Below are 14,579 nucleotides of genomic sequence, written 5' to 3'. Positions count from 1 at the left end.
TATGACAACAGAAGAACAACAACAATTAGAGAAGAAGGCCCTGGAGCAGTTTATGTCGGGCAAGAGTCTTTTCGGTAAGGGCGGTGCTTTTGCGCCTATGCTTAAGAGTTTTATTGAAAAAGCTCTTGAAGCAGAAATGGATTCACATCTTAATGAACAAGAGCGCTCTAATGGCAATAAGCGCAATGGCAAAGGAAAAAAGAGGATAAAGAGTGGCTATGGATCCTTTGAAATTGATACCCCGCAGGATCGTCAAAGCAGTTTTGAACCCGATCTGGTAAAGAAACGCCAGACTATTTTAGCAGATAATCTCTCTGAGAAGATAATAGGCCTCTACGGCCTTGGAATGAGCTATCGTGACATCTCTTCTCACATTAAGGAAATGTATGACACAGACATCTCCCATACGGTTTTAAGCCAGATTACTGACAGGATCATTCCTGATGTAAAAGCATGGCAGAGCCGTCCCCTGGATTCCCTTTATTGCATTGTATGGCTCGATGCCATGCATTACAAAGTGAAGGTAGATGGAAAGATAGAACACAAGGCCCTCTACAACATTCTAGGCATCAACAAAGAGGGATATAAAGAAGTTCTGGGAATGTATATTTCTGAGAGCGAAGGTGCCAACTTCTGGCTTCAGGTGTTGACAGATTTACAAAACCGTGGGCTGGAAGACATCTTGATTGCCTGTACTGATAATCTCAAAGGTTTTACCAATGCTATTCTCAGTGTGTTTCCAAAGACGCAGGTACAACTTTGTATCGTTCATCAAATAAGAAACTCTCTTAAATATATCGCTTCTAAAGACCAGAAGGAATTTATGAAGGACCTTAAAAAGGTCTATCGCGCTGTAAATAAAGAAGTAGCTGAAGATGAACTGCTGGGCCTGGAAGAAAAATGGGGACAGAAGTATCCCGTAGTAATTGAGAGCTGGCAACGCAACTGGGAAGAACTCTCACAGTATTTTCAGTTCACTGAGCCTATCAGAAAGATCATTTATACCACTAATGCCGTTGAGGGCTTCCATCGCCAGATTCGTAAGGTTACAAAGACCAAGGGAGCCTTCACTAATGATATGTCCCTTCTAAAGCTGGTTTATCTGGCTACCAGGAATATCGAAAAGAAATGGACAGCTCCTCTCCATAATTGGAGTCTTACCATTCAGCAATTTTATATTAAATTTGGTAATAGGATACCATTGACCATAAATATCAGTGCCTCTGGAATTAGTAAAAGAGAAATTGAAAGATCAGACAGAGTTTAATTTACAGACCCTCAACATGTAGTTAAAGGTGATAAAAGTTTTGACTTGAGCACTTTTCACGAAAATTATACCAGGGAAGAATATATTCAAAAGATGGATTCTTTTATCGAAACACAAATTTCAGAATTTAAAATAAATTCCATAGGAAATCTTGTCTTACTATATGCCTCCCTCAATAGGAGCATTAGCAATAATACCTACTCAATAAAAAGAGCTAGAATTATTCAATACTTTAATAAAGGCCATTTTATACAACCTCACACATTTCAAGTTTTTGTAAGGTACTTTAATAATACCGAAAACGAAAATAGGGATCTTGAACATTGGACAAAAAATGATATTGAAGCTAATGCATTACGAATCTCACTTGAAATTAAAAAATTCCTAACTCCTAAAACAACATGAGTAGAAAGAGATCAATGCAGGAAAATTCAATTGAAGAAATTATTGAAAAATACAATCTTATTGTACCAGAGATTCAGCGAGAATATGTATGGGGATCTAATCCAAATAATATACTCGAAACATTTGTTAAGGACATAAAAGAAGGATACTCCGGAGATGTGAAATCAAAAAAGTCTTCAGATGAAGAGTTGAAAATTTTGAACCGGTTATTGGAGAACGCCCCTGACCATACTAAGGATTCGGTAAAACAAATGATAAACGAATTGGGAAGTTCCTCCCGGCCTATGAACATTGGATTTCTTTATTCTTATCGACCAGACTACTATGTTTATAATGATAATAATGAAGATCTTTATCTAATTGACGGTCAGCAGAGATTTACTTCTCTATTTCTCATCTTATTTTATTTATCCTTAAAAGAAGATAGGAAAAATGACTTTAAGGAAATGTTTCGATTTGATGCAGCCTCTGAACAAATGTCTTTTGATTACCGGGTAAGATCACTAACACATAACTTTTTTATTGACTTAATCTCAAAAACGGAGACAACAGATGACTTAATTAACCTTTCTCAAAAAAATTGGTTCTTATCAAACTATAGAAATGATACTACAGTAAAGTCTATAGTAGGTAATGACGAGGAGACAAGTGAATCACTAATGACGGGAACTTTTCCTATCCTTCACAAGTACTTTAAGGATGAAAAGGAAAAATACTATGATTATGTCAAAAACAAAATCAAATTTTGGCATTTTAAAACGGAGGAAACAACTCAAGGTGAAGAGCTCTACATCACAATGAATTCAAGAGGTCAGCAATTAGCTGACAATGAAAATATTAGAGCTAAGCTTTTTGAGCTTGAAAAAGTCAAGAGAAAGCAATTAGACTGGAGTGAAAAGTGGGAACAATGGCAGGATTTCTTTTGGATAAATAGAGATAAAAAATTTAATAGAACATCAGCCGATAAGGGTTTCAACGAGTTCCTTAGGTGGATTTCAATTATTGAAATGATAATTGATGAGAAAGGTCTGGATGATAAATTGGCAGAAAAAACCTCCCTCAAAGAGTTATTAAAAGTAGATGGAAATATACAGTTGTCAATTCAATATCTGGAAATAGAAAAAATTGAAAGTTATTTTCATACAATTAAATTCCTTTTCGAAGAATTTTCCTCTGAATTAGATTCTATAAAAAATAAGTATAATTCTTATAACAACTTTACTTTACTTGATAAGAAATGGCTTTCCCCAAGGGAAATTAGTCTTAATCAAAATCAATTATTCCGGTTGCTGCCCGTAATTCACTATGTCCACCTCCGAATAGTGCAGGAAAAGACAATCGATAAACTGTCACTTTTTAGACTCATTCGCTTTTTCTATAATTTGAGACTGAACGAAACAGTATCTAAAACACCTGATATTCAAATAATAAACGCTATTAATCTAGTCACTCTCTTAGGCAATAACAACGACATCACTTCCTTACTGACAACAGAAGGCATTTCTAAATCCCTTCTGAATGATGAGGAGAAAAACAAGTTGACCTATTATAAAGAGATAAGTGATAGAGAAGATCTGGAAAACCTTTTTTGGGAAGCAGAAGATATGCAGATAAATAAAGGTGAAATTTCTCATTTGATAATGTTGAGCGAAAAAATTGCTAGTTCAATTGAAAAAGATTTTTCCTCTCTCCTTTTTGGATTAGTGCTAAAATCATATAAAGAACTAATCAATAATGAAGAAAAAATTTGGGGAAATTTCCTCAATACCACGATTTATACAGCTTCTAATGATCGGATTCAATTTCAAGGCCGTTGGCATGTGAATATTTCTTTTTTAACTCACGTGCTTGAGCGATTCTTAAACCCTAAAGTAAGTCTCGATAAATTTTACGCAATAAAACAAAAAGAATTTCTTAGTAATTATCGAACTGTTGATGAGTTGCTTGAGGAGACAGATTCAAAAAAGCAGTTGTACATTTATTTCATATTAGAAACTAGAATAGTGAACAAGTGGTTCTGGAATGGGAACTTTAACTTTGGAAACTATCAAAATGCTGAGGAGAAAACTGTAAGGAGTATTTTTAAAACCAACAAAATTTATCAAAAATACAACCATCAATGGCGATACAGCTTTGGATATAATAGAGATAATGGAATATGGTCACAGCATAGTCAAGAATTCAAAACTACCCACTTAGAGAAACTTTTACAATGGGGAAAATCTAAACCTACTATGGTAAAACTGGAAGAACAAAATTAAAGGATCTCAGCTAGTTTTTAGTCCTCAAATAAAATTCTAATTCATATGCCAACCCAAACCAACGAACAAGCACTAGAAGCCGCAATTCAGGAAAAACTTTCGGGGTTCACCCTGGAAGAGATCAAAGAGAAAGATCCTGCCGCCAATGTAGCGGAGGAGTCGGAGCAGTATCGCTCCGGCAACGGTTACTATATTGGAGATCCCTCTGATTTTAATGCTCGTTACGCGGTTGACACCCGCAGGTTCTGGACCTTTTTACAGGAGACCCAAAACGAGGAACTGGAAAAGCTGCAAAGGCATGGCGACTGGAAATTAAAGATCCTGGAGCGGCTGGACAGGCTCATTAAAAAGTACGGGGTTCTTCGCCTGTTAAAGAAAGGTTTGGATGTAGATGACGCGCATTTCACGTTGTTCTATCAGCCACCCCTGGCCAGCAGCAGTCCGCGGGTAAAGAAGCTTTTCGAAAGCAACGAATTCAGCGCCACCAGGCAGCTTAGGTATTCCTTAGAGAATCCGCGGGAAGAGATCGATATGGTGCTCTTCATTAACGGACTTCCCATTGCCACCCTGGAATTAAAAAACCATTGGACAGGACAGAATGCGAAGGTTCATGGGCAGAACCAGTACAAGTTCAAAAGAGATCCAAAGCAGCCGTTGTTAAACTTCGGGCGTTGCCTGGTGCACTTCACAGCAGATACCGATGAAGTGTATATGACCACCAAGCTCAGCGGAGGAAGCACATATTTCTTACCCTTCAATAAAGGCAATAATCACGGCAAAGGAAATCCGCCAAACCCCTTCGGTCATAAGACCGCTTATCTATGGGAAGAGGTGCTAACCCGGCACAGTCTGGCCAACATCATTCAGCATTTTGTAAGGCTGGATGGAAAAGCAAAAGATCCGCTTAACAAGCGAACTTTGTTCTTTCCGCGTTACCACCAGATGGACGTGGTGCGAAAAATCGTCAGCCATGCCTCTCAAAATGGCGTCGGCCATAAATATTTGATCCAGCATTCCGCAGGCTCGGGGAAATCCAATTCCATCACATGGGCTGCATTTCAGCTGATAGAAACTTATCCGGAGAAAGAAGGGCTTCCGGGAAGCAAAAGCGTGGAGCAACCTTTGTTTGATTCCGTCATTGTGGTAACAGACCGGCGCCTGCTGGATAAGCAGATCCGGGAGAACATCAAAGAGTTTTCCGAAGTAAAAAATATCGTTGCCCCCGCCTATTCTTCTAAGGAATTAAGAGACAGCCTGGAAAGCGGGAAGAAAGTGATCATTACCACCATTCAGAAATTTCCGTTCATCGTGGATGGCATTGCAGACCTGGCAGATAAACGCTTTGCGGTAATTATTGATGAGGCACACAGTTCCCAGAGCGGCTCGGCTCACGACAATATGAACCGGGCGATGGGACAGCAACAGGAAGAGGAGGAAGAAGATGCGCAGGACAAGATCCTGAAGGCAATGCAGTCCCGTAAGATGCGAGGCAATGCTTCTTATATGGCATTTACCGCTACGCCCAAGAACACTACCCTGGAGAAGTTTGGGGTAAAACAGGAAGATGGTTCTTTTAAGCCTTTCCATCTGTATTCGATGAAACAGGCTATAGAAGAAGGCTTTATCCTGGATGTGCTGGCGAATTACACCACCTACAAAAGCTATTACGAGCTGGAAAAATCCATCGAGGAAAATCCCCTTTTTGACACCGCAAAAGCGCAGAAGAAATTAAAAGCCTATGTAGAAAAGGACCAGCGCACGATCAATACCAAGGCCGAGATCATGATCGATCATTTCATCCCGAATATCTATAACACCAAAAAGTTGAAGGGGAAGGCCAAGGGAATGGTGGTGACGCAGAGTATTGAGTCGGCCATCCGCTACTATAAAGCCATAAAGAGAATCTTGAAAGATAAGGGAGATCCTTTTGGAGTACTGGTATCCTTTTCAGGAAAGAAGACAGTAGACGGGATAGAATATACTGAGGAGACCATTAATGATCTGCCGGCACATTTGGACACTGCAAAAAGTTCAGATCCGGGCTACATCAGCGACAAACTCGCCCGCTACTTTGATATGCCGGAATATAAGCTCCTGGTGGTGGCCAATAAATACCTCACCGGATTCGATCAGCCAAAGTTGACAGCTATGTATGTCGACAAAAAGCTGCAGGGCGTATTGGCGGTTCAGGCATTGAGCAGATTGAACAGAAGCACCAATTCTTTAGGCAAGAAAACCGAGGATCTTTTTATCCTGGACTTCTTCAACAGCACCGATGACATCAAAAATTCTTTTGATCCTTTCTACACCGCCACCTCTTTGAGCCAGGCAACCGACATCAACGTGCTGCACGAATTAAAAGATTCCTTGGGAGACACCGGAGTGTATGAATGGAGCGAGGCGCTTGATTTCACCACAAAATATTTGAATAAAGTAGATGCTCAGGAACTAAGTTACATCATTGATGTTCCGGCAGAACGTTTTAATGAAGGTCTGGGCCTGGAAGATGAGGACAAAGCCGATTTCAAGATCAAGGCAAAACAATTTGTAAAGATCTATGGACAGGTCGCTTCCATTATGCCTTATGAGGTAATGGACTGGGAGATCCTGTTCTGGTTCCTCAAATTCCTGATCCCTAAACTGGTCGTAAAAGATCCCGAAGCAGATAAACTTGACGAACTTTTAGAATCGGTGGATCTCTCCACCTACGGCCTGGAGCGGGTGAAACTGAATGAGAGGATAGGACTGGACGATTCAGAAACCGAGGTCGATCCCCAGAACCCAAATCCACGTGGAGCACATGGTCCGGAAAAAGAAGAAGATCCGCTGGAGCTGATCATCAAGAGTTTCAACGAAAGATGGTTTCAGGGCTGGGAAGCCACTCCCGATGAACAACGGGTGAAATTCGTGCAGTTAAGCAAACACATCCAACAACATCCGGATTTTCAAACCAAAGTCGCCGATAACCAGGATCAGCAAAACAGCGACCTCGCACTGCGAAAGATTCTCGAAGAGGTAATGAGGAAACAGCGCAAGAACGAACTCGATCTATACCGCCTCTTCGCCAAAGACGAAGCTTTTAATCAGGCATTTTTCGATACGATGAAGCGGATGGTGAGTGGAAATCAGCAACAAAACCTCTAAGAATGAAAATTTCCGATGATGAAATAAAAAAGGCTTTAAAAATCAGGAATGCGGTTCAGCATTACCTGGAAATGGCCAAGAAGGTAAATATTAGGTCTACGGATGTTTTTCCTTATTTAGTAAGAAAAGGCATTTTTGAAGCAGATAAAAACAATGGGCTCTTTTTTAGAAGGTTTTTAAAAAAGCTATATAAAGCCAACATGTTACACTCTTTGATTCCTCAATGCACGTATGTGCCGGGAATTAACGGAGAAATCTTTGGCGAATGGTATTTTAATTCTCACATCCCGAAGATAAAAGAGGATATCGAAGAAGGCGATGTTCAGAAAAATTTAAATGCAGGTGAACTTAAAGATATAAGTTTCGAAGATGCAAAAGAAAATTTATTTAAACTGATAGAGGGAAAAAACCCGATAACAGGAAAGTTAATAGATCAAACCGAAGATCCCATTCTTTTTGAAATTAGTCAATCCTTAAAGGTTTTCATTGAAAATGAACCGGATGAGGATAGAGCTTTTTCTAATGCAGAAGTTAGAATTGCAAGTACTGAAGATGAAGAAATTAATAAATCTCCTAATTCTAAGATTTCTGACCTAAAACAAAAGAAAAGTAAACCGGCATATTCTATCGATAAAATTAGAAAATCCTATGAAAACGCTTATAAACCTTGGAGTTCAGAGGAAGAAAATCTTTTAATTCAATTGTATAATCAAGATTTCACAATAAAGGAAATAGCTCAAAAATTGAAGAGACAGAATGGGGCTATAAAATCCAGATTGAGAAAATTAGGTTTGATTAAATGAAGCCTGTATTATCTTTATTATGCTAAAAAATTATTTACTTTCCTTAGAAACCTCTCTAAAATACTCATAGATCATAACCATAGCGAGAGTATCCAATTCGCAATACCTTAAGAGGCTATCTTTTATCGCATTTCTTTCTATTTCAGGCACATCGTTAAACTGTAATTTTTGATACGCGAAGAGGGCGGCTCCTCCATCCTTGATTTCAGTAAGATTTTCGGAAACTTTTTCCAGCTGTTCATTATCCCAGCCATCAAAGACCGAGGGCAAAGCCTTATAAGGACTTACGGGTTTTCCGTTTTGGAATTTCAGAAATACATGATCATCCAAAAAATTCCTTCTGGTGAGATTCAAATTGGCTATTGGCTGCTGGTATTTTTCCTGCAGGTATTCGCTTGAATGCAGGACCGCGGGGAGAATTGCTTTGATGGAGTTGGAGCCACCGGTTATAGGATCGTAATAATAGTTTACCACTGTCTTCTGAAGATCGATCATATCCCTTTTTCCACGCCAAGTCTTCGCATTTTTACCGGTATTGTGACTTATGCTTTCTATAAATTCAAGCAACTCCTGTTTATCAGGTTCCTCGAAATTAAGTAACTGATTATAGATCACATTTACAATAGTATTCTCATGATTATGATACCTGAAAATACTGCCGTCATTCCGTGATAGAGAATCCTTTAAAGCCCTGATGAAATCAAAATTTGGAAAAGCTCCAATTTCGGTATTCAGATATTCGCTGAAGTGTTTTACTGTTCCATCTTCATAAACGATGTGATGGCTAAATTGAAATGCCAGCTGCTCATACGGATGCATTCCTTTTACAAAAGGGATAGCTACCGCGGTGGTTTCAAAATCGATAAAATTAAGCGGGAATTTCCAGGATGCAAGTTCTTTCTTTAAGTTATCGACATCAAAGTATGGAGATTCATCCTGCTGTTGATGTTTTTCAATCTGTAGCCACTGTCGCTCAGTGCGGTGGAGTTTTCCCGCTTCCGGCCGAATGTTGATGTCATTTTGAGTAAGTTCATCCATGAAATAACGCCCCTCTTCAATGGTTTTCTTCGCCGGATTATACCAGACATCATATACTTTGGGCTGATCAATTCTTTCTTTTGTTACATGGAGCTGTTCCTGCCAGCATTCATGGAATCCGCTTTTGAGTCCGTTGGAATGATCTTCAGTAATAAACTCACAGCCTTTACAATGCGGGCCAATTTCAGTAATGAGTTTAATGTCATTCCGGTAATGTTTTCGAAAATGATCAACGGTTTCCTCAAAGCTACGGTTTTCATCCAGCGGATTAGTATTCAGAATTAAGTCTATTTCTTCGCGTACATTGATATCGCATAAAATGGGATCGCCCAGATCTGCTTTGGTAAAGCCTTCTTTTTTCTCAATGCCTGTTCTGAGATCAGAATCAGAAACAACTTTAAAGCATTGATGCAATCCATCTACCGTGGTGACCGCATCTTTATCGGCTAATCTCAGGTAAGAAGTGATATTCCATTCCGCATAGGATTGCTGAATCACATATTTTTGAAAAGCGAGGTCATACAGGTAAATATCCCAGCCACTGCCAAGTTTACCATTCGACTTTATGAAGGATTGATGACCTGTACTGCTAATAGATTTAGCTTTAACCTCTATTAATTTTACTTGATTTCCACGTTTTACCAGAATATCGACCCGAATGAATAGGCCATTGACCAAAAAGGCCGATTCAAAAATGGTTACATTTTCCTTCTTGAGCAGTTCTTTTGTTTTTTCAACTAATAAATCATAATTATAATCATCTCCAAGGATGGCAATTCCTTCCGGATGCTCCATTCGCGCTAATTCTTCAACCTGAAATCCACCCTGAGCCAGAGCTTCAAGAAAGGAGTCCGATTCACTCTTGTTCTCGTATTCAGATTTCCTGGTGTAGTAAAGCTTGGTAGGACAATCGAGTGCAAGCTTAAAACGGGATTTAGTTAAATATCTGGGTTTCAAAGGTTGGTCAATTAGTAAAACTTGTGTTTGAAAAAAGCTCTATATAGTAGGGAAGATAGAACATGAATAAATATAGAAAATGCTAATTTAAATGTAACGTTTAATTCTACTAAATTCTCCCCTTGATTGTAATTACTTAAATCCTACCGCTTTTCTGGATGACTGCTTCATTTGTTGTTCCTCTTTAAAATTATAGATATCAGCCAGAGTTAGGGGAGAAGAGGTTTGTTCCTCAATCCCTTCCTTTTCTAGGAGCCGATTTGCTTTTTCAGGTTCCAAAGCTTTGAATTCGTAACTGCTTTTTAGTCGTCCTTTTCGTTTTAAGGCAGGATCTATATTCCTGAGATCGGTATTAAAGGTTGCGATGATCTGGATGCCTAAAGATTCACCAAGAATACCATCGGTAATGTTCAGGATCATGGCCAGATTAGAATTTCGTTGATGATCCCTGGAGACTATGAGTTCTTCTGCGTCTTCAATTACAAGTATCGAATTAGAGTTCGCAATCAGGTACCTGGTCATGTAAACGTTATCCAGGTTTTGAGCTAACTGTCCGGGTAGAAAGATTATTTCCTTTTTTAATTTACCGCACAAATACCGGATGTAGGTGCTTTTACCCGTGCCGGGAATCCCATAAAGAAGGTGGAGGCCGCTTTGGTTTTCTTCTTTCAGAATAGAATACATCTTTTTGTGAAAAGCTTCGAAATCTTCATTATATAATTGGTCTAATTTCAACGAAAGCCTTTTAAAGTCGATCTTTCGGTTTTGAAAGTCACCATTACTCATCGTAATAAGGTTGATCTGGGCCACATCTGGTTTTTCCTTTTTGAACTTTTTCCCAAAGTCTTCAATTCTTTTCGTGGAATTAGATTCTGAATAACAGAAAATCCTCATGTATGAAAATTCAATTTGTATAAGAATTTCATTCCGGAGGATGAAAATGTGTTCTCCAACCTCTTCCTTGCTCAATTTGTTAATTTCATAATGATGAGCGATTATTTCATCCTTAAATTCTTCAGGAAATTTTTGTATCAATTCTTTAAAATTAAGTCCGGAATAATAAATAGAACTTGGGATTTTTTCAAAGTAGCTTAGGTAAATTTGAATCGGCCAAATATTGCCGCTCAAAAGCGAATAGTCTTTTAATTTTAGTTGTGGCATATTTTGTTTCTTTTTTAAACCGCCGAGTTCAGACAAAGATCCCTTGCCCTACCTAGGGAGCTATCTTCCCTCAGCGGTTATATTTGTTTTCAAATGTATTTTGATAAAGCGCCAGGGGCTGTCGCTTAATACTGGTCTATGGAATTTTCCAGTTGTTTTTTTATCTCTTGCTGAAGTGTTTTTGGTTGCAGAACCTTCACCTGGTCTCCGTAAGAAAGAATTTCCATCCTGAAATCATACGTGGGCCGAATAAAATAACTGAACCGTATCTCCTTTTCATTCTTCTCCACCAGCTTCTGACTCGAATGCAGCGGCAGTGATTCTACATAGCGACCTTCACGGGGCGTGAAACTCAACACAACTTCAACGGGCTCTTCTTCGGTACCATTGATGATCCCAAAGCTATCTTTGAATTCCGCTTGTACGTCATAGGAAATCGGTGTAAAGTGTACCTGAGTGAGGGCAAGATTTTCGATCCTGTCCAATGAAAAATTCTTTATGATCTCGTCTTTTTCGTCCTTGGCAATAAGGTACCAGCGGTTTCTGGCCTCTTTTAGTGAAATAGGATGCACCCTTCTTTTACTAAGCGAGCCGTCCCAGAATTTCAGATATTCAAATTCCACCACCCAGGAATTCTGGACCGCGAAGAGAAGTCCGGACATATGTTTGGTCCCTAAAGCCTTGCGTTGCTCAAAGATCAGGCTGTTACCCATACCTTTAGAAAGGCGGATGGCATTCAGCAGATCGTAATTTTCGCGTAATCGCTGGGTGCTTTCGTCTTCTACATCGTCCCTGATGAAATATACGTTCCGGCTTTTATCAGAAGCGATCTCAATTCCATAGATAGAAGCGATATCAAGAATATCCCTTTGGAAAGTACGTTGGGAGGTAAGCAGTTTTTCTTCCACCGAATCGGGATCGATGGCGATCTCATCCTGAAGTTCTTCAAAGCTCATGGCTTTTTTCTGAAGAATGGAAATGATCTTAAAATGACGTTTGATGGTTTGGCGTACAGACATAATGCTTAATTACAAATGGATGAAAAAAATGAAGAAACCTGATTGCTGAAAATATCTACAGGAATTCGGTGACCACAATTTGAGTCGATATCGATATGAAGGTCGCTCTGCTGAATATGATCTGCTAAAAATTTCAATGTTTCTGAAGGATCAACCACCTCATCCCGGCCACCGATAAAAATATTCTTAGAAGCTAAACCTTTGGTATAAAAACTCTCACATTTAACCGCTTCATATTTCTGTAAAGGCGGATTAAACAGAAGCGCAGGGCGACCAATATTTTCTGAAATGATATACGCATTCAAGGCTCCCATACTGCTTCCAATCACCACATTGAATTCAGTATCGGTAAAATCCTTTAAAATTTCTGCTGCCTGGATATGCTTATTTTCATACTGTATATCCGGAGCAAAGACACTGCCGTAGTCTTCAAGGATCTTTCTTTTATTGCTACTCAGTTTGCTTTGGAGCCCGTGCAGGTATAAAATATTCATACTGTTAATTTAAATGTTCAGGACAAATAAACAAAGTAAAGGCGCCAAAATATGTCGTTGTTTAAAAATCAGCTTAATAGAATTTCCTATATAGTCTTTTACGTACTTCCTTAATTCTTTGTAATTTTAACCTAAGCCTCTCACTATCAATTTATTTAATTCTATTTTAGCTATGGCGAGATTCTCTAAAAGCCAGCGATATGCCAATGCTTCAGAATAAAAAAAGACTGCTGCCTTTTGTTAGCTTTTTCATCATTCTGGTGATAAGCATTACCGCTTATTTCCTGTTTCAGGATCCCTCTTCAAAAGAAGATTATATTCAGCCGGAGGTAACAATTACTATGCCCGTGGATCCGCGTTATGACACCTCGGGCCTTGATGATTCCGAAGAAAATCGCATGATCAAATACGGTTATGAACTTTTTACCCATACGCCGCGGTATATAGGTCCCGAAAATGGTGATCGGCAAATGGTCTATTCGGGCAATAATCTCGCCTGCAACAACTGTCATTTAAAAGCCGGAACCAAAGCCTATTCGGGAATGCTCATTGGCGTGATCAACCGATTTCCGCAGTATCGCGGGCGGGAAGATAAAATGGGGACTATAGAAGAGCGAATTAACGGCTGTATGGAACGCAGTATGAATGGCCGGGTTCTTCCTGTTAACGGGAAAGAGATGCAGGCTTTTGTGAGTTATCTAAAATGGCTTAACCGTTTTGCGCCCGAAGACGGAAAGGTAGAAGGCACCGGTTATACTGAAATTGAGATCCCGGAGCGGCCGGTGGACCTTGAAAAAGGAAAGAAATTATTTGCCGCTAACTGCGTGGTCTGTCATGGTGAAGATGGCCAGGGGCAAAGGCTGAAGGGAACTCCCGGTTACCTGTATCCTCCGCTTTGGGGCGACGATTCTTACAATATTGGCGCGGGTATGGCGCGGGTGATCACCGCGGCTCAATTCATCAAAACAAATATGCCTTTTGGAGTGACCTATGAAAATCCGCTGCTTAGCGATGAGGAGTGTTATGATCTTGCCGGATATATCAACCAGCATTCGCGACCGCAGAAGCCTCATTCCGAAGATGATTTTCCCGATCTTCGGAAAAAACCTGTCTCCACACCTTACCCGCCTTATGCCGATAATTTTTCGGTACATCAGCACCAGGTGGGACCTTTCCAGCCTATCATGGAGTATTACGAAAAAAAGTACGGAATCAAGAAAAATAAATAGTTTAAATAATTGGTTTTAAACGACTTAAGTTGTTTAAATTGTTTAAATTTAAGGTCGTCCCAGGTAATTTATACGGAAATAATTGTTTCACTTAACTAATAGAGTAACATGAAGACCAAACAACTGAATTCCAGAAGGGACTTTTTAGGAACCCTCGCCCTCGGTGCAGCAATGGGAAGTATCAGCCCCATTATGGCCGGACCAATCGCTCAACAGCTAAATTTTTCAGGATCAACCAATTTAAGCGATCCGGAAAAATGGATGGATAAGATCAAAGGAACACATCGTGCGGTATTTGACGGTTCAACTGCCTATCACAGTTTTCCGGTGATCTGGAACTGGGCCTTTTATCTCACCAACAACCAAACAGGAGTACCAGATGATGATATTACCGCCATGACGGTGCTCAGGCATGATGCCATTCCCCTGGCCCTTGAAGACCGGATCTGGGAAAAATACAAGCTTGGTGAGTTCTTTAAGGTTGATGACAATATCACCAAAAAACCTTCTTTGAGAAATACGGTTTATGAACCTCAGGATGGCGATTTCCCGCTTCCCGGTATCGACGGAATTAAGAAATTACAGGATCGCGGAGCGATGTTCTGTGCCTGTGATCTTGCACTGAAGGTAAATAGCTCTTTCGCGGCTAAAAAAATGAATATGGATCCTAAGGAAGCCTATAATGATTGGGTGAGCGGGGTTTTACCCGGGATCCAGGTCGTTCCCTCGGGAGTATGGGCATTAGGAAGGGCTCAGCAGCATGACTGCGCCTATATCTATGCCGGAGGTTAATAGTATAAA

General features: G+C 39.8%; 11 protein-coding genes. 7 read left to right on the top strand and 4 right to left on the bottom strand.

All coding sequences use genetic code 11. The features are described from left to right. The first annotated feature begins 1 nt into the window (after position 1). Genes C7S20_RS18335 through C7S20_RS18315 form a run of 5 tightly spaced genes read left to right on the top strand, consistent with a single transcriptional unit; the run spans position 2 to position 7,880 of the window. Positions 2-1,267 carry an IS256 family transposase gene (locus C7S20_RS18335; protein ID WP_107010720.1) on the top strand — a complete coding sequence of 422 codons (1,266 nt, stop codon included), beginning with the start codon at positions 2-4 and terminating at the stop codon, positions 1,265-1,267. Positions 1,268-1,312: 45 nt separating this feature from the next. Further along, positions 1,313-1,672, top strand: a complete 360-nt coding sequence (locus C7S20_RS18330; RefSeq protein WP_107013814.1) for a GmrSD restriction endonuclease domain-containing protein — start codon at positions 1,313-1,315, stop codon at positions 1,670-1,672. Then, positions 1,669-3,933, top strand: coding sequence for a DUF262 domain-containing protein (locus tag C7S20_RS18325; protein ID WP_107013813.1), 2,265 nt, complete (start codon positions 1,669-1,671; stop codon positions 3,931-3,933). The genes C7S20_RS18330 and C7S20_RS18325 overlap by 4 nt, the downstream gene beginning before the upstream one ends. Before the next feature lie 45 nt (positions 3,934-3,978). After that, entirely contained in the window at positions 3,979-7,077 is a 3,099-nt protein-coding gene (locus C7S20_RS18320; protein WP_107013812.1) for a type I restriction endonuclease subunit R, read from the top strand. A gap of 2 nt (positions 7,078-7,079) precedes the next feature. Further along, positions 7,080-7,880: a hypothetical protein gene (locus tag C7S20_RS18315; RefSeq protein ID WP_107013811.1), complete on the top strand. Its 801-nt coding sequence runs from the start codon at positions 7,080-7,082 to the stop codon at positions 7,878-7,880. A gap of 30 nt (positions 7,881-7,910) precedes the next feature. On the opposite strand, the gene C7S20_RS18310 is transcribed toward C7S20_RS18315, so the two are convergent. From C7S20_RS18310 to C7S20_RS18295, 4 genes are all read right to left on the bottom strand, one after another. After that, positions 7,911-9,875, bottom strand: a complete 1,965-nt coding sequence (locus C7S20_RS18310) for a DUF2779 domain-containing protein (protein ID WP_107013810.1) — start codon at positions 9,873-9,875, stop codon at positions 7,911-7,913. Positions 9,876-10,007: 132 nt separating this feature from the next. Continuing rightward, on the bottom strand, positions 10,008-11,036 hold the full coding sequence (locus tag C7S20_RS18305) for an AAA family ATPase (protein WP_107013809.1): 1,029 nt from the start codon (positions 11,034-11,036) through the stop codon (positions 10,008-10,010). Between the two features lie 125 nt (positions 11,037-11,161). Beyond that, positions 11,162-12,055, bottom strand: a complete 894-nt coding sequence (locus C7S20_RS18300) for a helix-turn-helix transcriptional regulator (RefSeq protein WP_107013808.1) — start codon at positions 12,053-12,055, stop codon at positions 11,162-11,164. A gap of 5 nt (positions 12,056-12,060) precedes the next feature. Next, complete coding sequence (locus C7S20_RS18295; RefSeq protein ID WP_107013807.1) at positions 12,061-12,549, bottom strand: YqiA/YcfP family alpha/beta fold hydrolase; 489 nt, start codon at positions 12,547-12,549, stop codon at positions 12,061-12,063. A gap of 200 nt (positions 12,550-12,749) precedes the next feature. Here C7S20_RS18295 and C7S20_RS18290 point away from each other — a divergent pair, with 200 nt between their 5' ends. Further along, positions 12,750-13,778, top strand: a complete 1,029-nt coding sequence (locus C7S20_RS18290; protein ID WP_227009048.1) for a c-type cytochrome — start codon at positions 12,750-12,752, stop codon at positions 13,776-13,778. Positions 13,779-13,886: 108 nt separating this feature from the next. Next, positions 13,887-14,570, top strand: a complete 684-nt coding sequence (locus C7S20_RS18285) for a twin-arginine translocation signal domain-containing protein (protein WP_107013806.1) — start codon at positions 13,887-13,889, stop codon at positions 14,568-14,570. The last annotated feature ends 9 nt before the right edge of the window (positions 14,571-14,579 follow it).

It is taken from the genome of Christiangramia fulva (assembly GCF_003024155.1).
Classification (GTDB): domain Bacteria; phylum Bacteroidota; class Bacteroidia; order Flavobacteriales; family Flavobacteriaceae; genus Christiangramia; species Christiangramia fulva.
The sequence above is the reverse complement of the archived record's forward strand: the minus strand, read 5'-3'. Positions and strand labels throughout refer to the sequence as shown.